The 25,164-nt window shown below is 59.0% G+C and carries 20 protein-coding genes; 10 read left to right on the forward strand and 10 right to left on the reverse strand.

What is annotated here, in order from left to right; translation table 11 throughout:
• Window positions 1–59: 59 nt before the first annotated feature.
• On the forward strand, window positions 60–1,073 hold the full coding sequence (gene cobT / locus ACP15U_RS05225) for a nicotinate-nucleotide--dimethylbenzimidazole phosphoribosyltransferase (RefSeq protein WP_425044083.1): 1,014 nt from the start codon (window positions 60–62) through the stop codon (window positions 1,071–1,073).
• 19 nt (window positions 1,074–1,092) lie between these two features.
• Here cobT and ACP15U_RS05230 read toward each other — a convergent pair whose 3' ends face one another.
• Window positions 1,093–2,970, reverse strand: coding sequence for a monovalent cation:proton antiporter-2 (CPA2) family protein (locus ACP15U_RS05230; protein ID WP_425044084.1), 1,878 nt, complete (start codon window positions 2,968–2,970; stop codon window positions 1,093–1,095).
• Between the two features lie 56 nt (window positions 2,971–3,026).
• Window positions 3,027–3,482: an Lrp/AsnC family transcriptional regulator gene (locus ACP15U_RS05235; RefSeq protein ID WP_425044085.1), complete on the reverse strand. Its 456-nt coding sequence runs from the start codon at window positions 3,480–3,482 to the stop codon at window positions 3,027–3,029.
• Window positions 3,483–3,630: 148 nt separating this feature from the next.
• Between ACP15U_RS05235 and hppD the strand changes: the two genes are divergently transcribed.
• Window positions 3,631–4,728 (forward strand): 4-hydroxyphenylpyruvate dioxygenase, encoded by a 1,098-nt coding sequence (hppD, locus tag ACP15U_RS05240; protein WP_425044086.1) that lies wholly within the window; start codon window positions 3,631–3,633, stop codon window positions 4,726–4,728.
• Window positions 4,729–4,828: 100 nt separating this feature from the next.
• On the opposite strand, the gene ACP15U_RS05245 is transcribed toward hppD, so the two are convergent.
• Entirely contained in the window at window positions 4,829–7,366 is a 2,538-nt protein-coding gene (locus tag ACP15U_RS05245; protein WP_425044087.1) for a hypothetical protein, read from the reverse strand.
• 177 nt (window positions 7,367–7,543) lie between these two features.
• Here ACP15U_RS05245 and ACP15U_RS05250 point away from each other — a divergent pair, with 177 nt between their 5' ends.
• Complete coding sequence (locus ACP15U_RS05250; RefSeq protein WP_425044088.1) at window positions 7,544–8,254, forward strand: SIMPL domain-containing protein; 711 nt, start codon at window positions 7,544–7,546, stop codon at window positions 8,252–8,254.
• 319 nt (window positions 8,255–8,573) lie between these two features.
• On the forward strand, window positions 8,574–10,328 hold the full coding sequence (locus tag ACP15U_RS05255) for an adenylate/guanylate cyclase domain-containing protein (protein WP_425044089.1): 1,755 nt from the start codon (window positions 8,574–8,576) through the stop codon (window positions 10,326–10,328).
• A 254-nt stretch (window positions 10,329–10,582) separates the two neighbouring features.
• Here ACP15U_RS05255 and ACP15U_RS05260 read toward each other — a convergent pair whose 3' ends face one another.
• Together ACP15U_RS05260 and ACP15U_RS05265 are read right to left on the reverse strand one after the other, a co-directional pair.
• Entirely contained in the window at window positions 10,583–11,875 is a 1,293-nt protein-coding gene (locus ACP15U_RS05260) for an O-acetylhomoserine aminocarboxypropyltransferase/cysteine synthase family protein (protein WP_425044090.1), read from the reverse strand.
• Window positions 11,876–12,080: 205 nt separating this feature from the next.
• Entirely contained in the window at window positions 12,081–13,097 is a 1,017-nt protein-coding gene (locus ACP15U_RS05265) for a hypothetical protein (RefSeq protein ID WP_425044091.1), read from the reverse strand.
• A gap of 172 nt (window positions 13,098–13,269) precedes the next feature.
• Here ACP15U_RS05265 and ACP15U_RS05270 point away from each other — a divergent pair, with 172 nt between their 5' ends.
• A complete protein-coding gene (locus tag ACP15U_RS05270; protein ID WP_425044092.1) occupies window positions 13,270–13,965 on the forward strand; it encodes a hypothetical protein in 696 nt (231 codons plus the stop codon).
• A gap of 56 nt (window positions 13,966–14,021) precedes the next feature.
• Window positions 14,022–14,840 (forward strand): hypothetical protein, encoded by an 819-nt coding sequence (locus ACP15U_RS05275; protein WP_425044093.1) that lies wholly within the window; start codon window positions 14,022–14,024, stop codon window positions 14,838–14,840.
• Window positions 14,841–14,940: 100 nt separating this feature from the next.
• On the opposite strand, the gene ACP15U_RS05280 is transcribed toward ACP15U_RS05275, so the two are convergent.
• From ACP15U_RS05280 to ACP15U_RS05295, 4 genes are all read right to left on the reverse strand, one after another.
• On the reverse strand, window positions 14,941–16,200 hold the full coding sequence (locus tag ACP15U_RS05280; RefSeq protein WP_425044094.1) for a TRAP transporter large permease: 1,260 nt from the start codon (window positions 16,198–16,200) through the stop codon (window positions 14,941–14,943).
• Window positions 16,197–16,736, reverse strand: coding sequence for a TRAP transporter small permease (locus tag ACP15U_RS05285; RefSeq protein ID WP_425044095.1), 540 nt, complete (start codon window positions 16,734–16,736; stop codon window positions 16,197–16,199). Before ACP15U_RS05285 ends, ACP15U_RS05280 begins: the two co-directional genes overlap by 4 nt.
• A 112-nt stretch (window positions 16,737–16,848) precedes the next feature.
• Window positions 16,849–17,832: a TRAP transporter substrate-binding protein gene (locus tag ACP15U_RS05290; protein ID WP_425044096.1), complete on the reverse strand. Its 984-nt coding sequence runs from the start codon at window positions 17,830–17,832 to the stop codon at window positions 16,849–16,851.
• Between the two features lie 50 nt (window positions 17,833–17,882).
• The gene (locus ACP15U_RS05295) at window positions 17,883–18,425 is read right to left on the reverse strand and encodes a 3-hydroxyanthranilate 3,4-dioxygenase (RefSeq protein ID WP_425044097.1); all 543 of its coding nucleotides are present in this window, start codon (window positions 18,423–18,425) and stop codon (window positions 17,883–17,885) included.
• Between the two features lie 512 nt (window positions 18,426–18,937).
• Between ACP15U_RS05295 and ACP15U_RS05300 the strand changes: the two genes are divergently transcribed.
• From ACP15U_RS05300 to preA, 3 genes are all read left to right on the forward strand, one after another.
• The gene (locus ACP15U_RS05300) at window positions 18,938–20,278 is read left to right on the forward strand and encodes an NAD(P)-dependent oxidoreductase (RefSeq protein WP_425044098.1); all 1,341 of its coding nucleotides are present in this window, start codon (window positions 18,938–18,940) and stop codon (window positions 20,276–20,278) included.
• Between the two features lie 110 nt (window positions 20,279–20,388).
• Window positions 20,389–21,564 (forward strand): glycosyltransferase, encoded by a 1,176-nt coding sequence (locus ACP15U_RS05305; RefSeq protein ID WP_425044099.1) that lies wholly within the window; start codon window positions 20,389–20,391, stop codon window positions 21,562–21,564.
• Between the two features lie 136 nt (window positions 21,565–21,700).
• Window positions 21,701–23,005: an NAD-dependent dihydropyrimidine dehydrogenase subunit PreA gene (gene preA, locus ACP15U_RS05310; RefSeq protein WP_425044100.1), complete on the forward strand. Its 1,305-nt coding sequence runs from the start codon at window positions 21,701–21,703 to the stop codon at window positions 23,003–23,005.
• 56 nt (window positions 23,006–23,061) lie between these two features.
• On the opposite strand, the gene ACP15U_RS05315 is transcribed toward preA, so the two are convergent.
• A complete protein-coding gene (locus ACP15U_RS05315; RefSeq protein ID WP_425044101.1) occupies window positions 23,062–23,670 on the reverse strand; it encodes a TetR family transcriptional regulator C-terminal domain-containing protein in 609 nt (202 codons plus the stop codon).
• Between the two features lie 166 nt (window positions 23,671–23,836).
• Between ACP15U_RS05315 and ACP15U_RS05320 the strand changes: the two genes are divergently transcribed.
• Complete coding sequence (locus tag ACP15U_RS05320) at window positions 23,837–25,087, forward strand: Zn-dependent hydrolase (protein WP_425044102.1); 1,251 nt, start codon at window positions 23,837–23,839, stop codon at window positions 25,085–25,087.
• The last annotated feature ends 77 nt before the right edge of the window (window positions 25,088–25,164 follow it).

Raw genomic sequence — 25,164 nt, forward strand, 5'->3', positions numbered from 1 at the left:
TGTGACAGCGGGCGCATAGGTTAAACACGCTTGCCAGATGCGATGCAATGAGGCTTTCCATGCTCCCTGACCTGAACGATCTTGACCAGTTCCGCGCGGCCTTGTCAGCGGCGCCCGCGGCTGATGAAACCGCAGTTTCCGGGGCGGAACAACGAAATGGTCAGCTGACCAAACCACCGGGTGCTTTGGGACGGTTGGAAGACCTTGCAATCTGGTATGCAGGATGGCGTGGCGACGCGCGCCCCGTGCTGGACGCGCCGCAGGTCATAGTTTTCGCAGGAAATCACGGGGTGACGGCTCAGGGCGTTTCGGCGTTCCCGGCCGAGGTGACAGCACAGATGGTGCTGAACTTTCAGCATGGCGGCGCCGCTGTGAACCAGCTTGCCAAAGCTGCTGGTGCAAAGATGGATGTGCATGCGCTGGATCTGGACCGGCCGACCGCCGATTTCACAAAGTCTGCGGCGCTGACCAAGGCCGAACTTCTGACGGCGTTGCAAACAGGCTGGAATGCTGTCGATCCGACCTCGGATCTGCTGGTCGTGGGCGAGATGGGCATTGGAAACACCACCCCGGCTGCGGCGATCGGGAACGCCCTTTTCGGAGGGTCTGCTGCAGATTGGACAGGACGCGGCACCGGAGTCGACGATGACGGGCTGGCCAACAAGACAAGGGTCGTGGCCGAAGGCGTCGCGCTGCATGGCGACACGCAGGACGGTCTTGAAATCCTGCGGTGTCTCGGAGGCCGCGAGATTGCGGCCATGGCAGGGGCTATTGCAGCGGCCCGCGTGCTGCGCATTCCGGTTATTCTCGACGGCTTCATTTGCTGTGCTGCCGCAGCCTGCCTGACCCGCGTTTCGGGTGATGCGCTGGATCATGCGGTGGCCGGACATCAGAGCGCCGAAAGCGCCCATGCGGCGCTGCTGACGCATATGGGCAAGGAGCCGTTGCTTGCGCTGGGTCTGCGGCTGGGAGAGGGCTCGGGCGGTGCGTTGGCGATCAACATCGTCAAAGCCGCCGTGGCCTGCCACTCGGGTATGGCGACTTTTGCAGAGGCTGGCGTTTCCGACGGCTAGGGCGGTGTGTTAGACCGCCTCAGGCAGATTTCTGCACTTCCTCTTCCGCCAGCTCCAGCAGCGCGGCTTCCAGCTGTTTTTCCAGCTGTTGGGCGCGCGCGATATAGGCGGCGTTTTCGCTGGTCGGGATATCCGGATCCCATAGCTCGGCCAATTCCCGTACCGTGAAGCGGTCATGGGAATAGAAAGTCTGCTCGGCGGCGGCGGCCTCGTATTCGCTAAGCCCGGCATTCTCCAGAACATAGCGTCCGGCCCGTAGCGAGCTGTCGAACATCTCTCGAACGATATCGTCGGCGCCGGCCTGATAGAGCTCATAAACATGATGCCGGTCGCTGGCTCGGGCAATGATGTGCAGATCCGGTCGGGCGCGGCGGGCATAGGCGACCAACTTGGTGATCTCCTTGTGATCGTCCATTGCCGCGACCAGAACCTTGGCCTTGCTCAGCCCCGCGGCCTTCAGCAGCTCAGGCCGGGTCGGGTCTCCGAGAAACCCCTTTACTCCAAACCGGCGCATTAGCTGGATCGTTTCCATGTTGTTGTCGAGCACGATGGTCTTGAACCCGGAAGCACTGACGAGCCGGTTGACGATTTGACCGAAACGACCAATCCCGGCGATGATGATCGGCCCCTGTTCATCGATCTCATCGGGATCGTGGTCCGGGCGCGGATCCCGCATATTGCGCGACAGCAGGTCGTAGACGATGAACAGCAGCGGCGTGATCAGCATGGTCAGAGCGATGATCAGCAGAAGTTTCTGCGACAGATCGTCGGGGATCACGTTCTGCTGCACGGAAAAGGCCAGCAAAACAAATCCGAATTCGCCCGATTGCGCCAGCCCCAGTGTGAACAGCCACCGGGCGCGGCCCTTCAGCTTGAAGGCCCGGCCTACGAGATAAAGAATGATTCCCTTGGTCAGGATCACCAGCAATGCCAGCCCGATCAGGTCTGCCGGATCCTTGAAGAAGAAGGAGAAGTTGATCCCGGCCCCGACGGTAATGAAGAACAGCCCAAGCAGCAGTCCCTTGAAGGGTTCAAGGTCGCTTTCCAGTTCGTGGCGGAATTCGCTGTTGGCCAGAACGACCCCGGCAAGAAAGGCGCCGAGGGCAGGGGAGAGCCCAACCAGTGTCATCAGCAGAGAGATTCCGACTACGATTGCCAGGGCCAGCGCCGTGTACATCTCGCGCAGATGGGTCGCATGGATGAACCTGAAAAGCGGGCGCGTCAGGTAGATGCCTGCAAGAACGACGAAGGCAACCGCTCCGATCGTGACCAGTGTTACTGCCCAGCCCGGCAATCCTTCGACAAGCGACAGCGAATGATGGGCCGCGTCAACCCCATGGCCGCCACGGTCAATCGAGCCGTCCGTTTCAAAATGAGCAATCTCGGTCACCGTCAACAGCGGCAACAGGGCAAGAATAGGAATGACCGCGATGTCCTGCGTCAGAAGGACGGAAAAGGTGGCGCGTCCACCGTTTGTCTGCATCAATCCCTTTTCCGACAGGGTTTGCAACACGATGGCCGTAGATGACAGCGAAAGCGTCAGGCCGATGGCAAGGGCTGTTGGCCAGGGTTGTCCGGCAATCATCGAAACCACCATGATTGCCAGCGTCGTGACGAGGATCTGCAACCCGCCAAGGCCAAGCAATCTGTGGCGCATGTCCCAGAGCACGCGCGGTTCCAGCTCGAGCCCGATCAGGAAGAGCATCATCACGACACCGAATTCGGCGACATGTTGCAGGCTTTGCGTTTCCGCACCGACCAAGCCGAATACAGGGCCGATGATGATACCGGCTGCGAGATAGCCCAACACCGACCCAAGCCCAAGACGTGCCGAGATCGGCACGGCGATCACCGCGGCGGCCAGATAAATCGTGGCTTGGTAGAGAAAACTGTCCATCTCGGTCCTGTGTCGCGGTTAACAAGTAAGTCTGTGCAGAGAACGCCGCGGCGGCCTCAGGTGGGAAGCGGGGCGTCGCGTTTCAGCTGATCCATGACAATCTGGCTCTGAACGCGCGCAACAGCAGGATGGGGCAGGATCACCTCGTGAAGCAAGCTGTTCAGCCCGGGCAGATCAGCACAGTAGACGTGCAACAGGTAATCTGCCTCGCCTGTCATGGTCCAAGCACTGGTGATCTCGGGCCGGGTTGCCACCATGCGCGCGAAACTGGCTGACTGCTCGGGGCCATGTGTGCCCAGATGTACCTGAATGAAACCCTGAACCTGCAGGCCGAGCTTCATCGGGTCAAGCCGGGCTGCATAGCCGTTGATGTAGCCCTCGGATTCCAGCCGTTGCCGTCGGCGGCCCGCCTGACTGGGAGACAGATTCAGCATGTCGCCCAACTGGTGCGCCGTCAGATGGGCATCCTTTTGCAGGGCGGCCAGAAGGCGGGTGTCCGTGTCGTCCAGCATATGCGGCCTTTCATCGCTTTTCGTCAAGATAGTGCAAAATTTGCGCACTTCCATGGGGAGATTGGCGGAAAAATGCGCAGAAACATCGTTGTCGAAGGATTATTATGAGTGCAACGAATATGTTTAGGCCGATCAAAGGAGACGCGCCATGGGTCCGTTCCCGCATAATGCACCGAAATCCGTCATCAGCGAAGAAAACCCAGCGGGCACTGACGGGTTCGAATTTGTCGAATTCGCGCATCCCGACCCGCAAGAGCTGCGTGATCTGTTTGCGCGTATGGGTTTCGAACTGACCGGCCGCCACAAAGACAAGAATGTCGAACTGTGGCAGCAGGGCGATGTGACCTATATCCTGAACGCTGACGCCGACAGTTTTGCCGCCCGTTTCGTGGATGAGCACGGACCCTGTGCACCGTCTATGGGCTGGCGGGTTGTCGATGCGCAGAAGGCATATGAGCATGCTGTATCAAAGGGCGCCGAACCCTATGACGCAGCGGACAAGACGCTGAACGTCCCGGCCATCAAGGGCATCGGCGGATCGCTGATCTATTTCATTGATCAGTATTACGACACTTCTCCCTATAACCAAGAGTTTCAGTGGTTGACCCAGTCCAAGCCACGCGGCGACGGGTTCTATTACCTCGATCACCTGACGCACAACGTGTTCAAGGGCAACATGGACAAATGGTTCGGCTTCTACGGCGATCTGTTCAATTTCAAGGAAATCCGGTTCTTTGACATTCAGGGCAAGTTCACCGGGCTTTTCAGCCGTGCACTGACCTCGCCCTGCGGTCGGATTCGTATCCCGATCAACGAGGATCGGGGCGAGACCGGCCAGATCGTGTCCTATCTGAAGAAATACAAGGGCGAAGGCATCCAGCATATCGCCGTTGGGTCGGATGACATCTATGCGTCAACCGACGCGATCGCCGAAAAGGGGCTCAAGTTTATGCCCGGTCCGAACGAGACCTATTACGACATGTCGTATGAGCGTGTCGCGGGGCATGACGAGCCCAAGGACCGGATGATGAAACACGGGATCCTGATCGACGGCGAAGGCGTGGTCGATGGCGGCGAGACCAAGATCCTGCTGCAGATCTTCTCGAAAACCGTGATCGGGCCGATCTTTTTCGAGTTCATCCAGCGCAAGGGGGATGACGGGTTCGGCGAAGGCAACTTCAAGGCGCTGTTCGAATCCATCGAGCGCGAGCAGATCGAGAGCGGCGAGATCGTCGCGGCGGAATAACCAGGGACGGGGAGGCCGGTTCAAAACAACCGGACAAGTTGCGGGTCGCTTCTATGAGAGGAGCGACCCGTTTCTTTTCACGGCGTCCGAGGCGCCGCGATCAGTTGGGAATTTTAAGGGTCAGGTTGCGGCCGCTTTTCTGATAGCGCAGTTCACTGTCGCCGATTGCAACGACGCGGCCGCCTTCGATCCGGTCGCCAACCTTGACCTTCTTGTAGCGTCCGCTTGGTAGCCGCACCAAGGCCCGGCGGTTGGACGGGGTGCCATAAACTCCAATCAGGTTGACTTTCTGGAGATTGATCGAATTCTTGATGGTGGCCTGCCGCGCGACCGAGGCCGATGACGGAGCCTTGGGTTTGACTGTGCGGGGCGCTATCGTCCCGGTCTGCCTGTCTTCCGAAGGTTGTGAGTTGGCTGCCGACGCCGTATTTTTCGGCGCGCTTTGAGCGCGGGCGACCGCAGCGACTACAGTTCTCGGCCGAACCTTGGGCCGCTTGGATTGGGCCACCGCGAACTTTGTCGGTGTCTGATCCTGTTCAGCCCTGTCCTTGAGGCTGTTTGGGCGTGCCTTGGGCCGAACGCTTGCCAATTCTTCGCGGCTGCGACCGCCCAGCCGGGCCCGTTCGGATTGTTCGATCAGATTTCCAGGGCGCAACCGGGGCCGGACCGAAGCCAATCGGTCCTGAATGTCGGCGCTCTCAGCCTCAGGATTGGCGCGTTCCGGGGTTGCTGGCGGGATGCGGGGCGGTTTGCCCAGATAAACCAGAACGCCATCAGGGTTCGCAGTTCCGTCGGCGCTCGGTTCGACAAGCCCTTGTGCATTCAGATCAAACCGGCTGCCGGGGGTTGTTGGCAAGGTCGATATTACCGGACCAATATCGGTTTCAAGTCCTCCGGCGCCCGGCAGGGCAACGGCGTCTTGCGACAAAGTATTGTTGTCGATCGAAGCCACATACAGGTCCCCCAGCCCGACCAACCCGGGTTCGTCCGGTGCATTCGGCGCTGTTTGGCTGATACCGGTTGCCGCATAGCGGGCGGTGACAACCGGATCTTCTCCTTCGGCCGCTTCAGGATCGGTCGGTGTTTCTGCCAAATGCGACATTTCGGCCATTTCGACGTCGTCCGGAGCGCCGTCCATGTCTTCGGCTGAGGGCACCGATTCCGGCAGCGGCAAAGCGTTGGCGATATCGATTTCCCCGACAGGTGGCTCTGGGGGCGCAGAGGCAACCGGCACCCGTTCGGGCAACATCTGGAGAGCATCCTGAAGCGCCTGCTCTCCTCTCGGTGAGGACAAGGGGGCTTCCGGATCGGACGTTGGAGCGGTCTCTTCAGTTGCTGGTCCTGTTTCAGCCGTGACGGCTGTTGTCGGCTCGGACGGTGTCGGTGGGATTTCAGGCGCGTTGGTCTCTGCCTGCCTGATCTCGCTGCGGGTGCTGAAGAGTCCGGCTACTCCACCGTCGACAAACAGCGAGGCCCAAGCCGCCACACCGGCGAGAAACAAAAGAAGCACCACGGTCAGGATCAGCGCAAGATGCCGGGGCTTGTTGCGCGGAGGCCGGGCTTTGTCGCGGGCGCCAAACACGGTCATCCGCGCGGTTTCATCATCTCCTTCGCCGAGCGCTTCAGCGTCGGAAGGTGGTGCTGGCGGTATCGAAGACGCGCGTGGACCGGTTTTGTCCGTTAGCTCTGAAGTCGCGTCGGGGGCTTTGCCGGTTTTGGCCGGAGACGGTTTTGGATCCTCCGGGACATCCAGAACCGGTTCGGTCACGCGCGCGGTCTGAGCGGGATCGGCCGCTTGGTCAGACACATCAGTCGGGCTGGACTTATGTGCCGGGGATTTAGGCAGGGGGCCGTTTCTGGTCACGCCGGCCAGCGAGGGGGTTGATGTCTCTTTCTGCCGGCGCGATGCGAATCCCGGGGCTGGATCGTGCTGTTCAGCGTTTGTTGGCCCCGTTTGTGGAGGTTCGGAAACAGTTTCGACCGGCTCCGGTTCTGGCCCGGGTTCAGGCTCAGAATCATCCTGTGCGGCCGTAGCGGCGGGTTCTTCAGGAGCTGAAGGTTCCGTTTCGTCTACCGGCTCGGGCAAAGCGGAGGCCAGCGGTCCGATATCGACAACGGCAATCCCATCGGGTTCAAACCCGGATCCGCCCAGAGATTCCGCGTACCGGGTTGGTCCAAAATGTGGCTCGCCCAGAAATGCATTTTCACCGGGAACTGCGACGAAACTGACAGGGTTGAACTGGTGTTCGAGGGCAAACGCTTCGGCTTCGGCAAGGGTTTCACGGGCTACGGCGGCCAGATGTGTGCTGTTCCCGTCTTCAACCTGATCCCAGGCAAGCTCGTCCAGACCATATGGGGTGGCTTCGGCCAGCGTTTCGCGGATCACCTCTTGGGCTTCGGCGCCGGATACGCTGCCGGTGTCCACGGTCAGGTATCGGACTTGATCGTTCGGCAGGATCAGCTTGCAGTAGAACCCGTCAGGTTCCAGCGCAAGCGCCCGATTCCGTAGTTCGGTCAACTCGGCGGCCAGATCGTCGCAATCCAATGCCACATGACCGACATTGCGCCAGCCGCCAGCTGCCCGGCGGAGCAGGGTAATCCCCTCAAAAGATAGCGAGAGCGCGAAACCCGGTTTCATGCAGCGGTAACACCATTTTCTTATTGATCCGCGGGCGCCGGGCGCCTGCGTGCAGACATTAGAGCAGGAGTTCGCCGAGGAAAAGGAAAAGACGGGTCAGGGGGGTGTTCCGGTGGGGTTCCGCTTCCCATGTAGGGAAGAAGCCGAGATTAACCGTGCGACGACAAGGAGATTTTCATGAAGGTATTGATGGCGCTTCTTTTGGCCCTGACCGCAGCGGCCGCGACCCTGATCTATGCTGACGAAGCTCGGGCCGGTGATACCCGACAGATCACTGTGACCGGGCGCGGCGTGGTCGAGGCGGTTCCGGATATGGCAACGATCACTCTGGGAGTGACCCACGAGGATGCAGAGGCTGCAACGGCGATGCAAATGACGGCGGACGTGGTTTCTCAGATGTTGGTTGCATTGGAAAGCAAGGGGGTCCAGCCCCGGGATCTGCAAACGCAGAACCTGTCGCTTAACCCGGTGTGGTCGAACCGGTCGTCATCTTCGGACAAGCAGCCACAGATTACAGGTTACGCGGCGTCCAACACAGTGCTCGTGAGGGTTCGGGATCTTGAGGATCTGGGAGAGATTCTCGACGCTGTGGCCCAGCTTGGCGCGAATAACTTCAATGGCTTGCGGTTCTCTGTTCAGGAGCCGGAGTCACTTGTCGAGGAAGCCCGAAAAGAGGCGGTCGTGAATGCGATGGCAAAGGCTCAAACGCTGGCCGACGCGGCCGGGGTCAAACTGGGGCCGGTGATGTCTATTTCGGAACAGCGAACCGGTGGGCCGCGCCCAATGGCGGCGATGGACATGGAAATGCGAGCCGCTTCGGTTCCTGTGGCGGCAGGAGAGGTCGCGCTGTCGGCTTCGGTCACGATGGTCTTTGCAATCGCTGAATGAAAAACCGGCCTCGTTCGAAGGTCAGCCCATGTAGCAAACGCTGAAGCAAGGACACGACAAGACTGGGGCAAACGATTCCCGTGTGTCGGGAAGGGGCTATTCGACTGTTACTGTGAGATAACCAGCAAGAGCGTAGAGCGGACTATGTTGTCACAGCTCTAGTCTGATAGGGTCGCAGTCGGAGGTGTTCGAGTGGAACGTCGTATCGCAGCAATCCTTGCATCTGACATGGTTGGCTATAGCCGGCTGATTGAATTGGACGAGGCCGGAACACTCGAGCGGCAGAAAAAGCACCGGCTGGACCTGATCGACCCACAGATTGAGCGCTTCAAAGGTCGGATCAGTCAAACTGACCGGCGACGGTTTGATCGCCGAATTCAGCTCGGCCGTCGAGGCCGTCCAGGCGGCCGTTGTGGTCCAGCAGGAAATGGCGGCGAGGGAAGCCGAGGTGCCCGAAGACAGACGCATCCGGTATCGGATTGCGGTGCACTTGGGTGACGTCGTCTTTGACGAGGGTGATGTCTACGGGGATGGCGTCAACATCGCAGCGCGACTGGAAGCTTTGGCCGAGCCGGGTGGAATCGTGGTGTCCGGCGCCGTGTACGATATGCTCAAGGCACAGGTGGATGTCAGCTATCGATCCCTCGGCGAGAAACAGTTGAAGAACATTGCGACGCCTGTACGCGTGTATCGGGTTACAGAAAGTCAGAAGCGCCAAGGTCGTGGAACTGGCGCAAATGGCGCGTTCCGGCGGTGGCTGCGGTGGCAATCGACGGATTGGTGCTCGGCAACGAATGGTGGAGGTCGCGGCCGGATATCACTCCTGCACGATCCGAAGAGTTGGCATTTGCAATTCCCGAGAAACCGTCCTTTGTGGTTGCCCCCCTTTCTCGACGTGGTGGGAAATCCTGACATCGCGTGGCTGACAACTGGATTGTCGGCAAAGGTCATTTCAGCGCTGAGTTCATCGCCGGATATGGTGGTGATTTCCCAGAATGCATTGGCTGACATGAGTGGTGCTCAACCGGGAGAGATCGCCGAACGGTACGGAGTTCGCTATGTTCTGGATGGCACGGTGCAAACCGACGCCCAGAGGCTTCGTGTCAGCGCCCGTTTAATCGATGCGATCGAAGGGCAAACGCTGTGGTCTGACAAGTGGGACAGAACTCTGGACGATGTATTTGCCATTCAGGATGAAATTGCAGATGCCATCCTCGAAGAGTTACAGGTTCGGCTGACCATTGGTGAACAGGCGCGAATCTGGCGTGTCGATACGGGTTCTGTCGAAAACATGAGGGCGCGGATAGAAGGTCGCGCGGCATTTCAGACTTTTACCCCGGTCGGTCACGAAGTGGTGTCACGGCTTTGGGGTGGGATATATGAACGCAACCCGGACCTTCCCAGGGCGATGGGCTTAAGAGGGCGGCTCTATTGGCACAAGGTAATGGTTGGCGTCTCTGCTGATCCGGTTGCTGACCTGAGGGCAGCGCAGGAGTGGGCGCAAAAATCGATCGACGCCGGTCTCGGCGGCAACCCACATGTTCTTTACGCCACGGCCTCGAATTACCTCCGCCAGCCGGACAAGGCGCTTGAATATGCCGAGGCAGGCCTTCGTGCGGCACCGGGAGAAGCTGACGTCGTTCAGATCGCGGGGTTTGTCCATGCCTTGAATGGCAGGTTGATGGAAGGCATCAACCTGATGGAACGTGGAATGCGGCTGGAACCGGACTATCCGGATTGGCTGGCAGGCGCCATGGTGGACGCATTGCTGCGTGCTGGCCGGCACGACGACGCACGCGGTCTGGCGGTCGATATGCTGGACAACAACCTAAGCGATGTGAACGCGAAATTTACGGCACTGATATCGCTTGTGGTTCTGTCGGTCTGGCAAGACGAACCCGACGAAGCGCAGCGCTACCTCGCCGAGTTGCAGGCATTTCGCCCGGGTCTGACAGTTGCGAAGATGCGCGAAAACCCACGGTATGGATCGTTCGGCACAGGAGAGGAAAGCGCTGAGTTCGGGAAGCGATATCTGGAAGCTTTGTCCGCGGCAGGCATGCCCGAGGGGTCCTGACCGGGTTGCTCCCTGTTCATGTCCAGATCTGGTTTGCGATCCTGAAGAGAAAGAGGCGCAAAGCCTAAAAACAGCCAGTTTTGTCCGCAAAGCGGTTTTGAACGGGGGCAGTTTGCCGTTCGAACTTCTGCCTTTTTTGGACCCTCCCAAAGACAACTCCGAGAGGGTCCGTTTACATTTTGACCGCCGACACAGAGGCAGGCTGATGCCGTTTCGACATATTCAGCATGTGTTGACGATTGAGGCCGCCATGTTCAGCCGCAGGCTTGCGCAAGAGCCTGATCCAGATCCCGGATCAGATCGTCTGCATCCTCGGTGCCAATGGATACTCGAACGACGTTCGGCGACGCGCCTGCCGCGTCCTGCTGTTCGCGGGTAAGCTGGCGGTGGGTTGTTGAGGCCGAGTGGATGATCAGCGACCGTGTATCACCCAGATTGGCGACATGGCTGAAGATCTCCAGCGCGTTCACAAGCTTGACGCACGCGTCGTACCCGCCCTTCACCGCAAAGGTGAACAACGCACCAGCTCCGCGTGGGTATTGCGCCTTGACCCTATCATGATAGGGCGAAGAGGGCAGGCCGGCATAGGTCACATATTCCACGCGATCGTCTTGCTCGAGCCAGCTGGCAACCTTTACGGCGTTTTCGACATGGCGCTGCATCCGCAGCGACAGCGTTTCAATACCCATCAGGGTGTAATGCGCGGCTTGGGGGTTCAGGGTCATGCCCAGATCGCGGAGGCCGATGGCAATTCCGTGGAAGGTAAAGGCCAGCGCTCCGAAGGTCTCATGGAATTTGAGCCCGTGGTAGGCCGGTTCAGGTTGGCTCAGCGACGGGAACTTGTCGCTGGCGGACCAGTCGAACTTACCCGAATCGACGACGCAGCCGCCGGTCACAGTGCCGTTGCCGGTGAGGTATTTGGTAGTGGAATGCACCACCAGCGTCGCGCCGTGTTCGATCGGGCGGCACAGGTAGGGAGTGGCCGAGGTATTGTCGACAATCAGCGGCAACCCGGCCTTGTCTGCCACGTCCGCGAGTGCCCGCAGATCGGCGATGTGGCCGCCGGGATTGGCGATGGATTCTGTGAAAACTGCGCGGGTATCTTCGTCGATTGCCGCCGCAACGGCGTCGAGATCGTCGACATCGACGAACTTTGCGGTCCAGCCAAATCGCTTGATCGTCTGGCTGAACTGCGTGACCGAACCGCCATAGAGCCGGTTCGACGTCACGAAGTTCTTGCCCGGACCCATGAGCGGGAACAGCGCCATGATCTGCGCGGCATGACCGGACGAACAGCAGACCGCGCCAACCCCGCCCTCAAGCGTGGCGATGCGTTCCTGCAGAACTGCAACCGTCGGGTTGGTCAGACGGGAATAGATGAACCCGACTTCCTGAAGGTTGAACAACGCCGCTGCGTGGTCGGCATCCCGAAACACATAGGCCGTGGTCTGGTAGATCGGCGTTTGCCGCGCGCCAGTGGCCGGGTCTGGCCGGGCGCCTGCGTGAATTTGCAACGTGTCGAAACCGTAGCTGGGTCCTTCGCTCATCTGTCATCTCTCCCTTGGAAAATTGCTTTGGCGAAATGTGTAGGCCATGCCCCAGTCATGCACAACGGCGGATAGGCCCGTGTCTGGCTCATGATGCAGTCATTAGGATATCGTTTCGGAATTCGGGCTGCGATCGGCACCAACGTGCTATAGTTGGTGAGAGATTGGGGAAAAGATTTATCAGGACGCATCCATACCGGAACGATCAGCGCATCCAGAAGCCCTGCGACTTTATGCGTTGCCGGATCACCTGTTCGCGGCGCGGCAGGTGATCGCGGTCGAACAGCGCTCGCACCTTGGCTCCTCGCCCCTGATACACCATCCGTTTGATGGGGTCATAAGGCTTGATCACTTTCTTGATCTTGTTGGGCGCGGCCACCTGTTCCAGCACGTCTACAACGTGATCCCCTTCGCGCGCATAGAGCAGCGGGAAGTGGCGGTAATGGCAGGATACGCTGCCGTCGATATACCCGTCGGGCAGTGCCTCACGGCCGCCACCAAATGAGTGGATCACCAGCGGAAGCGCAATTTGGTCAAGCCAGGGAAAGATCCGCTGCGCAACCAGTTCGGGCGGAGGATTGTCCCGGATGGATCGGGCATAGGTCAGGAAACGCTTCCCGAACCGCACCGGGCAGCGATAGTGGAAGAAACCGGCATTGAAGTAGAGATTGCGTCGCCAGTGCCCATCGGGTTGCGACAAGTCCAGCGAGCTTTCGTAATCCAGACCGAACCGGTCATACAGCGCGCGCCAGATGTCATCATATCCCGGGCCATACAGTGTCGGCTCGGGCCATGTTCCCTCGCATCGAAGGGATGCAAACGGCCGGTCGAAATCAAACGGAACATCCGTCAGTTCGCCGGTGATCAGCGTGTCGGTATCGAAAAACAGGAAGGGTTTGTTCTTCGGCATGGCAAGCAGGGCTTCAATCTTGTTGCCGTTGGGATATGCCTCACCGAATTCGTGGTTTTCAAACGGCAGGATCTCGGCGCCGAGCGTCTCCAACGCCTTGAGCACTTCGTGATTGTGGATCGACGGGTCACCATTCCAAAGCGGTCCCGGTTGCGGGACAGCAACGAATAGCCTGCCCTGAAACCCGGGAGAGGCATACCGCAGCGATGCGGCGAAGAGAACCGCCTCGTATTGCAGGCGGTTGTTCTGCCCCACAATCATGATGTTGAACGGGGATTTGTGTGCTTGGCGCTTTGCCTGTCCGTCTGCCATACTGCTTCCAGCCGCTTGTATCTCGGGCGTGAATTTATTTTGGGCAACACTGCCTTTGCGACCACTATAGGGCGCTGGCGCTGATCGCTAAAGCCCGGTTTTGATCTCTGTGTTGCGTTCGTGGCCGGGCCGCTATGATTATTGGGTAATCCGGCTCCGAGGAGGGCGGGACATGTTTGAAATCTTTTTTGCAGTGATTGCTGCGACACTGCAGTCGGTAGGTCAGATAGATGCGGATCAGGACGAGATGAAGAGCCTAGCCGTAGACAGTACTCAACCGCAGGAAATGATCGCGGCCATAACACCTGAGGTTCTGGACAACGCTGATGTTTCTGACCCGCCCCCCGCATTTCTGAGCCCGGAACAGGAAACGGTGGCCGCGCCACCTGTCTTTCTTTCTCCACAGGGAGCCACCGAGGCGCCACCGGCCTTTCTTTCTCCTGACGCCGAAGTTGGCGTTGCGACACCCGCGTTTTTGTCGCCTGAACTGACGCCTGAGCCGCAAGTTCCGTCCGGAAGCTTTACAACAGCGACCGAGGTGAAACCGATACTGGAGGCGACCCGCGGCAATTGGGTGGCCGTGCGCGAGTTCAACGGGCAGGATCTAGTTTACGTCACTCATTTGTGGTCGTGGCGTTGTGGTCTGGCTGAAATGCGGCTGGGCATAAATGGCAACCCACCGCAACCTTGGCCGCTGCCACCCTGTCATCTGGAACAGCCGGCGCCCAATGCCATTCTTGAAGGTGACGGCCTGCCATACCGACCGTTTACGCTTGGATCCGTCTCCGTGATCGACGTCGAGCTGGTCTATGACGACCTCAGCACTGATCAAGCCCGTTTCAATAGAGATGGAGTTCGGATACCCTAGCGTAAAGAATCGGTGCGATTTCCGCCGGTTGTCCCGCTTGATGGGGAGGAATAGATTTGACGAAAAAGCAATTGCTACCTGTTGCTGTGCACTCTGGTTCCAAGTCCAAGGCCAGTAGGATAACCGCCCGTCGCACACTGCCTCTGGCAGCACTCTGCCTTTCTTTGGCTGCTCAGGTTCAGGCACAGGACTCCGGCGGCTGGAGCTGGTCCGTTGCGCCTTATCTCTGGGGTTCCTCACTGAAAGGGGCGACATCGACACTGCCCGGCGCTCCGCCGGCTGACGTCGAACTCTCCTTCAGCACTTTGCTGGACAATCTCGATTTTGCCGGGATGGTCGTTGCCAATGGCCGCTCGGGTCGTTGGGGGATCACTGGTGATCTACAATATGTAAAGCTCAACACCCAGAGCGGCGCGCTCGGCCCCGGGGGCGGCAACGTACAAGCCAAGATCCAGAACACGATCGCAACGCTTCTGGCCGATTACCTCGTGAGTGAGGGCACGGATTATCAGTTCTGGGCCTCAGGCGGATTGCGCTATTGGCGTGTCAAACAGGATGTGACGGTCACACCCGGCGGACCGATACCAGGCGGAACGAACTCATGGTCGAACGACTGGATTGATCCGGTGGTCGGTGTGCGCGGCCGCAAAAACGTGGGCGAAAACGGGTATCTCACCGGATGGGCCTATCTCGGTGGTTTTGGTGCGGGTTCCGAAATGATGGCCGACGTCTTTGCCGGTTACGGATACCAGTTTACCCCGGTCACAGCCGGTGTTCTGGGTTACCGCTGGATGTCAGTTGACCGCAAAGACGGGACTTATGTTTATGACATGGTCCAACAAGGCCCATTGCTCGGGGTCGCCTTCCGTTTTTAGGGATCCGCTGTCGCGAGGCTTCTTGATCTTCGGTGGGCCACCGGGTTCCTGCAAGCATGACTGTTTTGTGTGATCAGACGCTTTCGGCGACTGGTGCGGTTCAGATCAGCATGGTGGATAGGATCGGGAAGTAGCTCAGAAGCACCAGAACCAGTGCTACCGCCAGCAGAAACGGCCACAGTGCGGTGAAGATGGTGAACGGGCGGACTCCCGACATCGCCGATGCGATATACAAGCCGACCCCGACAGGCGGGGTCAGCAGACCCAGCACAAGATTGAGCGAGATCACCACGCCGAAGTGGAACGGATCGATGTTGTAGCTCGACATCGCGATTGGCAGAAGGATTGGTGTGACAAGGATCAGGGCCGCAATCCCGTCGATCAGCATTCCCACCACCAGCAGGCACAGATTGACAATCAGCAAAAAGACGAACGGGTCTGACGTCACTGTGGCTATGAACGCAGCCAGCCGCTGCGGCAGTTCTTCGTAGACGACAACCCAGCCAAAAACATTTGCTGCTGCGATCATGAAGATCACCAGCGCCGAGTTCGTGGCGGTGCGCACGAACAGCTGTCCGAGATCCCTCGGGTTGATTTCGCGGTAGATGCCCCAGCCAATGGCAAACGCAATCAACGAAGCGACGGCGGCGCTCTCGGTCGGAGTGGCGATCCCGAACAGGATTCCGCCCACAATCGCAATCGGGATCAAAAAGGCGGGCAGGGCGCCGCGAATGGCGCTGACTGCATCGGGTAGGGACATCCACTCCCCCTTGGGAAAATCCTGCGCCAGTCCGATCAGGGCGACGACCAGAAAGAAGGCCGCGGCAAGTATGAGGCCGGGAATGATGCCCGCGATAAAGAGGTCTCCGATCGGAAGCTGCGCCAGAACGCCATAGATCACGAACAGCATCGATGGTGGGATGACGGGCGCCAGTAGGCCTCCGGCAGCGGTGGTGGCGGCGGCAAAACCGGGGTCATAGCCCTCTTTGGTCATTGCCGGCACCATCGCGCGCGACATCACGGCGATCTGGCTGGCAGCTGAGCCGATGATGGCGGCCATGAACATGTTGGCCAGCAAGTTGATATAGGCCAGCCCGCCGCGAAACCCTCCGACGAACACGCGTGCGGCGCGCACCAGCCGCTGTGTCATGCCGCCCTCGTTCATCAACTCTCCGGTCAGGATGAACAAGGGGATGGCAAGCAGGCCATAATTCTCGACACCGGAAAAGATCTGTTGCCCGAAACTGTCATAGAGAACCGTATTGTCGCTTTCGTAGATGTACCAAAGCGCGGTCAGAGCCAGCACCAGAGCGATGGGGACCGAACCAAAAAGCAGGATGATAAAAATGAACGGGGTCATCCTGCCACCTCCGACCGGGACGCTCCGGGATAAAAAAGGTTGGCACTGGCATGCAGCAGAGCACCAAAGGTAAACAGGGGCATCACCAGCCAGACCCATGCCTTCTTAATGCCAATCGTGTTGGTGGGCTCGGCATAGATGAAATTGAAGGTCTGTCCCTGAAACGCTTTCACGTCCCAACCTGCCTGTATCAGTTGCACCGGCATAAACCATCGCAGACAAACCCACACCATCAGGCAGGCAAAGACAAAGACCATGACATCGACGAAACGGGACAGCGCCCGCCCGGCTGTAGCCGGCAGCAACTCGTTCAGGACGGTCACGGCAATAGAATTCCGATAGTGCAGGGCAGCGGAAGACGCGAGAAAACACATCCAGACCATCGTATAGATCGCGGCCTCGTCCACCCAGTAAATCGCGTTTCCCGCCGCACGGGTGATGACGTTGAGCAAAATGAGCCCGGTGACCGCTGCCGCGCATGCGGCGGCCAGAAAGATCTCGACCCGTGCCCAGAGATGCGATGCCCGATGGAGCATTTACCTGCCTTTTCTTTCCCCGCTCTATGCAATTTTGGATGCGCTTTGCGGGGGCCTGATGGTCGAAACGGGCCGGATCAAATCCGGCCCGTTTCGCTGTTTTCGTGTCGGATTACTTGGTGGCTTCAGCAGCTGCACGCAGGTCGGGCAGCGACGGAGCCTTGGCGGTCCATGTCTCTTCCCACTGGCCGATCGCATCGCCGAAGAAGGATGAATCCACCTCCTTGAAGGTCTTTCCAACCCCTTTCAGCGCCTCGGTCCATTCCGGCTCGCGGGCGATATAGACATCAAGCGTGCTGTCTACGTGCTTGGCCATCAATTCCGAGATCATCGCCTTGTCCTCGTCCGACAGGCCGGCATAAACCCGGGCAGAAATCAGACCGACCATTGGGAACATCATGTGGTTGGAGATCAGGATGGTGTCGGCATGCTCGTGATATTTGAGCACGTTGATCAATTCCACGTCCATGTCGATCGCATCAACCTGACCATTGGCCAGAGCGTCATACACGGCAGGAAGCGGCATCGGTGTCGGTGCTGCGCCAAGTGCATTGTAGAAATCGAGGATCGGGTCAAACGGGGTAATCCGCAGTTTCAGACCAGCCAGATCGGCAGCCGAGTTGACCTCGCCGCGGCTGAGGATCTGTCGCATCCCCGCTGAACCATAGCCCACGCCAACGACACCGGCTTCCTGCGGGAGAACCTCGAGCATCCCCTTTGCGGTATCCGATCTGAGGATCGCGGCGGCGTGGTCGATATTGCCGGCCAGGTAGGGCGCATAAAAGGCGCCCATGTTGGGCACCCGGTTCGAAACCTCGGCCACGGTCATGAATGCCATGTCCAGCGCCCCGGTCTGCAGCTGTTGCAGCATCTGCGCCTCGTTGCCCAGTTGCCGGGCAGGGAAAACCGACACGGAATGTGCTCCGCCTGACTTTTCAGACAGTTCCGCGCCAAAGGCTTCGGCCGCCTTGGTCCATGTATGCGGTGGCGGTGTAATCAGCCCAAGGCGGAATTCCTTGGCCGTGGCCGGTAATGTGCTGAGCGCCAATGCGGCACAGGCAGCCCCCAGTGCCAGCCCCCTAAAGCTAAAGGTCATGTCTCTCTCCCTGTTATAGAATCATTGTTTTTCACGAGTTTAAGCGCGGATCAGATCTGAACCCAACCCTCGGGTGGTTCCTTGCCGGGATGAATCTCTCCGCAGGAAGGGCAGGTGCGCGCTTTTTCATCGGCATAAAACGCCTGATAGACCGGAGGCAGGTCGCGAACGATGCTTTCAAGGATCAATTCGGCCCGGTGCACCCGCGTGCCGCAGCCAAAGCAATACCATTCGATCGCATCCACCTCGCCATCGGGGCGTTGCGGTTCGATCACCAGCCCGATCGAGCCCTCCTGCGGACGCTGTGGAGAATGGCGCACATGGGGCGGCAGCAGGAAAATCTCGCCTTCGCGGATCGGAACGTCGTAGAAATCTCCGCCGTCATGAATCTTCAGCACCATGTCGCCCTTGAGCTGGTAGAAGAATTCCTCGACCGGATCGTCGTGATAATCGGTGCGCTTGTTCGGGCCGCCAACCACGGTGACCATAAGATCGGCGTCCTCCCAGATCTGCTGGTTGCCGACTGGCGGTTTCAACAGATGTTTGTGCTCGTCAATCCATTGCTGGAAGTTGAACGCGGACAGACGTGCCATGGTGATCCTCCCTGATTTCACCGGTGCCAATTCCCCATTTCAAGGTTGCGTGACTGGTCATGCGCGACAAGCGGGTTGTTAGAATTCTGGTATCACGATTTTTGATATCCCGCTTGTCTTTTGCCAGCCAAACGCAAGGTCAGACGGGAGAACCGGGGTCATCGAATGGAATGATCCTGTAGATTTGACCGGGTAAGCCACCACCGTAAGCGATAACTGCGGGAATGGCGACCTGATCCAGCACTTACGAATCAAAAGCTTTCCGAGCGGCGGATTTCCTGATGCTCGAGGTTCCTAATGGTGGCCCGGTCTGATTGGAAATTGGAGAATATCAGGGCGGAGCCCGGCAAGTTTGATGGCTTGGATCCACAAAAAAGAATAAGAAACAGACTATTACGTGGCGCTCCTAGTTCAGTGAATGGCGGGCAAAATTAAAAATTTTACCAATTGATAAAATTTCTGGATGTGGCAATCTGGAGATCAATAACAAACATATCTTCAGGGAGAAGAGCATGGCACAGGGCCAGATGGCTCCCGGCATTGCGTCCGGTCGGCTTTCCAGAGATGAACTGACTTCGAATTTCTCGGATCTGCATCCGGCATACGCGCCGCATGAGGCGGCCGTGGCTGCGGATCGCTGCTATTTCTGTTACGATGCGCCGTGCCAGACGGCCTGTCCCACGGATATCGATATTCCTCTGTTCATCCGACAAATTCAGGCCGGACAATCCGAGGCGGCGGCCCGGACGATCCTCAGCCAGAACATTCTCGGCGGCATGTGTGCCCGTGTTTGCCCGACAGAAACACTTTGCGAAGAGGTCTGTGTGCGCGAAACCGCAGAAGGTAAACCGGTCGAGATCGGCCGGTTGCAGCGCCATGCGACTGACACGTTGATGGCGTCTGGTGAGCATCCTTTTGAGCGCGCTCCGGCAACCGGCAAGACGGTGGCCGTCGTTGGGGCAGGGCCGGCCGGGCTGGCCTGTGCCCATCGTCTGGCAATGCTGGGCAACGACGTGGTGATCCACGAGGCAAAGGCGAAATCCGGTGGGCTCAACGAGTTCGGCATTGCCGCTTACAAGAGCACCAACAATTTCGCCGAAGCCGAAGTGGACTGGCTGCTGAAGATCGGTGGCATCACTGTCGAAACCGGTTCTGCGCTCGGACAGGGGATTACTCTGGACGGTTTGCAGCAGAACTATGACGCGGTGTTCCTGTCGATCGGCCTTGCCGGGGTAAACGCTCTGCGCGCAGATGGCGCGGACAAGGACGGTGTGCGCGATGCGGTCGACTTTATCGCGGACCTACGGCAGTCAGGCGATCTATCGGCATTGCCGGTTGGTCGTAACGTGGTGGTCATCGGTGGCGGCATGACCGCAATTGACGCTGCGGTGCAGTCCAAGCTGTTGGGCGCCGAGAATGTCACGGTTGCCTATCGCCGGTCCCGCACCGAGATGGGCGCAAGTGGGTTCGAACAGGATCTCGCGGCCTCCAAAGGCGTCAAGTTGATGTTCAACGTTCAGCCGGTGGCCGTCCATGGCAATGGCGCAGCTGTTGAGATCGAACTGGAATACACATCTTCTCAGGGCGGCAGCCTGAGCGGGACCGGTGAGACTGTGCGTCTGCGGGCCGATCAGGTGTTCAAGGCCATCGGTCAGTCACTCGAGGGCGCGCCGGACGGTATCGCGCTCGAAGGCGGCAAGATCCGTGTCGACGAAAACGGCCGCACGTCAATCTCCGGCGTCTGGGCCGGGGGCGACTGTGCCTCTGGTGGTGAGGACCTGACAGTGACCGCCGTGGCCGAAGGCAGGGATGCGGCAATGGACATCCACGCCTCGCTTGCGGGCAGCTCCTGAGGTTTTCTGCTATGCTGACGACGCCCCCAGAGAGGGGCGTCGCGGCAATAAGACCCAACCAGAAACGGGGTCACATGACAGCCCCACGTGAACACATAGCCGGATGACAGATGCCTGACCGATTGATGCTCCCCCCCGCACCGGTGATACGCGTATCACCAGAGCGCGTGCGGCTGGACACAAAGTTCGTCACTGGCATGCAGACGATCTGCGAAACATGGCCCGGACGTGTGGATTGCGTCTTGCGGGAAGGGGTCGACAGTATTCCCTTCGACGCCGAGTATGATGTGGCGGATCTGCCTTTTGGCTTGCGTCTGTTGCCCGAAGGCAGCGCCGTGGACGAGGCGGTGTTGCAGGAATACGATGTCATCGAGGCATCGGGCGATCTGCATCTCGATCTGCATCTTGCCGAAGCAGCCCGGCGTCTGAAAACCCGCATCGTCTATGTGGTCGAATATGATCTGAACACCCGATTGCAGATCCTGCGGCTCGACCGGTCAACATCGCTGCCCCAGAAACTGAAAAGCGGGATCTGGACGCTTCAGCAAGAACGGTTGCGCCGCAAGGCGTTCGGGCTTGCTGACGGGCTTCAGGTCAACGGTTTTCCGGCCTTTGACAGCTATTCGGGATACAGCGACGACACGCTTCTGTTTCTCGACAACCGGATGCGGCGCGAGATGTTCGCGCGAAAGGCCGACCTTGCGGATCGCGATGCACGTCTGCGCAGAGGCGCGCCTCTGCGGCTGATCAATTCGGGGCGGCTCGAGACAATGAAAGGTGCGCAGGATCTGGTTCCGCTGGCGCGCGCGCTGAACGATCGGGGCGTGAACTTTACGCTCGACATCTACGGCGCAGGCAGCCTGCGGAGCGAGATTTCGGACGGGATAGCACGGTATGAGCTCGCAGAGGTGGTTCGCCTTCACGAACCGGTCGATTTCGAAACCGAACTGGTGCCCATATCCCGCAGCGCTGCAGATGTGTTTCTGAGCTGCCACCGGCAATCGGATCCGTCCTGCACCTATATCGAAGCGATGGGCTGTGGCCTGCCTGTGGTCGGTTATGCCAACGACATGCTGGCCCGTTTGATGGAGGACGCGAAAGCTGGGTGGACGGTGCCTCTTGGCGATGTGCCCGCGCTGGCTGACAGGATTGCCGGCATCGCCCGGGATCCGGACGAGATCCATCGCGCCAGTGTTGCCGCCCTGTCATACGCCGCCCGGCATGATTTCGAGACAGAATTTGCAAAGCGCCGCGACCACCTGATCGGTGTGGGAGGTCGGGCATGACCGTGGAAACGACGATACGCGTGAACGCGAAGACTCAACATGACAGCCGCAGGACCACAACACCTATCGGGTCGATCCCGGCAAGAGGTTCGGTGGCGAGGAACAGCAACAAGAATATCCAAGGGAGGCCTTGAAAATGGCAGATCTGACAACAGACTTTTTGGGGATCAAGAGCCCGAATCCGTATTGGCTGGCTTCGGCTCCGCCGACGGACAAGGAATACAACGTCCGCCGTGCTTTCGAAGCGGGTTGGGGTGGTGTTGTCTGGAAAACTCTGGGTTCCGAGGGGCCGCCGGTCGTGAACGTGAATGGTCCACGATACGGAGCAGTCTACGGTGCCGATCGGAGATTGTTGGGTTTGAACAACATTGAGTTGATCACCGACCGGCCTCTTGAGGTGAATCTCGAAGAGATGGCCCGGGTCAAGTCGGACTACCCGGACCGCGCGCTGATTGCTTCGATCATGGTGCCCTGCGAGGAAGCTGCCTGGAAAGCGATTTTGCCGCGGGTGGCGGAAACCGGTGCGGACGGGATCGAACTTAACTTTGGTTGCCCGCACGGTATGAGCGAGCGCGGCATGGGGGCCGCCGTCGGCCAGGTTCCGGAATACATCGAGATGGTGACCCGCTGGTGCAAGCAGTATTACGACAAGCCGGTCATCGTAAAGCTGACGCCGAACATCACTGACATCCGCAAGCCGGCGGCAGCGGCCAAAAATGGTGGTGCGGACGCGGTTTCTCTGATCAACACCATCAATTCGATTACCAGTGTCAATCTCGACAGCTTCAGTCCCGAGCCGTCGATCGACGGCAAAGGGAGCCATGGCGGCTATTGCGGTCCGGCGGTGAAGCCCATTGCGCTGTCGATGGTCTCGGAGATTTCGCGGGATCCCGAAACCCACGGGCTGCCAATCTCGGGTATCGGCGGCGTGACGACATGGCGCGACGCGGCAGAATTCATCGCGCTTGGCGCTGGCAATGTTCAGGTTTGCACCGCGGCGATGACCTATGGGTTCCGCATCATCGAGGAACTGACGGCCGGGCTGAGCCAGTGGATGGATGAAAAAGGCTATACATCAGTGTCCGAGGTCGTTGGCCGGGCCGTTCCGAATGTGACCGACTGGCAGTATCTCAACCTGAACTACATCGCCAAAGCCAAGATTGATCAGGACCAGTGCATCAAGTGCGGCCGTTGTTTCGCGGCCTGCGAAGACACTTCGCATCAGGCGATCTCGATGTCGGATGACCGCGTGTTTGAGGTGATCGACGAGGAATGCGTGGCCTGCAATCTCTGTGTCGATGTCTGCCCGGTCGAAGGATGTATCGACATGGTGCCGATGCAGGCCGGCGATGTCGATCCGCGTACCGGCAAAGTGGTCGAGAAAGAATATGCCAACTGGACCACGCATCCGAACAATCCAATGGCCAAAGCGGCAGAGTAAGCAGGCCGGCCAGAGGCAAACCAGGATCGGGGCGGCGCATAGTGCCGCTCCTTTTCTTATGGGGCCAGCAGCCGCGAATAGAGCGTTTCGAGAAACGGCTCGGCACCTTCATAGGGGTCTTCTTCGCCAAGGATGGCGTGGACCTGCACCTCAAAATCCGCGTAGTGCTGGGTCAGAGCCCAGATGGAGAACACGAGGTGGTAGGGATGCACTTTTGCGATCCGCCCCTGATCCATCCAGCTTTGCAGCAGCGCGGCCTTTTCATCGACCAGAGTCTTCAGATCCCGGCTGAGCGCGTCTTGGATCCTTGGCGCACCTTGAACAATTTCGTTGGCAAAGAGTCTGCTCTCGCGCGGGTAATCCCGGCTGATCTGCAATTTTCGTTCGATATAGGCCATGATTTCAGACTGTGGATCGCCCTTTTCATCGAGCGAGCGCAGAGGGTCAAGCCAGGTGTCGAGAAGCTGTTCGAGCAGCGCATTGTGCATGGCCTCTTTCGACGGGAAGTAGTAGAGAAGATTGGGTTTCGACAACCCGGCCTCGGCAGCGATCTGGTCCACTGTTGCACCGCGAAAGCCACGGGCGGCAAATACGGTCAGGGCCGCTTCGAGAATTGCGGTTCGGTTCTTTTTCTGGATTCGGGTGGGTGCGCGATCCTGCGGCATGTGAATTGCCCATTTTCCTGTCGTTATCTGCGCCGGGACGCGGATTTTTTAAATGTGGCGATGCAATTTCTTGACTGGTGCTGAGTCCGTGATAGCGTGAGTTTGACCGTTTGGTCAAATCTGAAAAAACACAGCGAACAAATTCGCGAGCAACAGGGGAAGAACAATGGCGGCTCCGGCACAGAATCTCAGGATCAACGGAGACAGGCTCTGGGATAGCCTGATGGAGATGGCCAAGATTGGCCCGGGCGTAGCAGGCGGAAACAACCGTCAGACTCTGACGGATGAGGATGCGGAAGGTCGCGCCTTGTTCCAAAGCTGGTGCGAAGCGGCCGGCTGCACAATGGGGCTGGATCAGATGGGCAACATGTTCGCCCGCCGCGAAGGCACCGACCCCGAAGCTCTGCCGGTTTATGTCGGCAGTCACCTTGATACCCAACCCACCGGCGGCAAGTATGACGGTATTCTGGGCGTGCTTGGCGGGCTCGAGATCCTGCGAACGCTGAATGATCTGGGGATCAAGACCCGACATCCGATTGTTGCCACCAACTGGACCAACGAAGAAGGCACGCGGTTTGCACCCGCAATGCTGGCCTCTGGTGTATTCGCCGGAATGCATACCCAGGACTGGGCTTATGAACGCGAGGATGCCGCGGGTAAGACGTTTGGGGACGAACTCGCGCGGATCGGCTGGCGGGGCGACGAAGAGGTCGGAGCTCGAAAAATGCACGCCTTTTTCGAGCTGCATATCGAACAGGGCCCTATCCTCGAAGCCGAGGGAAAGGACATCGGCGTTGTCACTCATGGGCAGGGCCTGTCGTGGACGCAGGTGACGATTACCGGAAAAGACGCCCATACCGGGTCGACCCCGATGCCGATGCGCCGCAATGCCGGGCTGGCCATGGCGCGTGTTCTGGAGGCGGTGGACGAGATCGCGTGGTCGCATGCGCCCCATGCGGTTGGGGCTGCCGGGCATATCGATGTCTACCCGAACTCACGCAACGTGATCCCCGGCAAGGTGGTGTTCACTGTGGATCTGCGCTCGCCGGAGCTGTCGGTGATTGAGGACATGGAGACGCGCCTGCGGGCCGAAGGCAACAAGATTGCCGAAGCCATGGGGGTCGAGATCGAATACGAGAAGGTGGGTGGATTTGATCCGGTCAAGTTCGACGACACCTGCGTGGCGGCGGTGCGAAACGCGGCCGATCGCCTCGGATACTCGCATCGCGACATCATTTCGGGGGCAGGGCATGACGCCTGCTGGATCAACCGGGTAGCACCGACCGCGATGGTGATGTGTCCATGTGTGGACGGGTTGAGCCACAACGAGGCCGAAGAGATCAGCAAGGACTGGGCTGCAGCTGGGACGGATGTTCTGTTTCACGCGGTGGTCGAGACGGCGGAGATCGTTGAGTGAGATGGCGCCCCGGAAACGTTCCAGTGGAGCGTTTCACCCGCGAACGGGGGGTGCCCGGAAGGTGAAGCCGGATTGGG

Source organism: Primorskyibacter sp. S87, assembly GCF_049801055.1.
In the GTDB taxonomy this organism is placed as follows: Bacteria; Pseudomonadota; Alphaproteobacteria; order Rhodobacterales; family Rhodobacteraceae; genus JBNAGF01.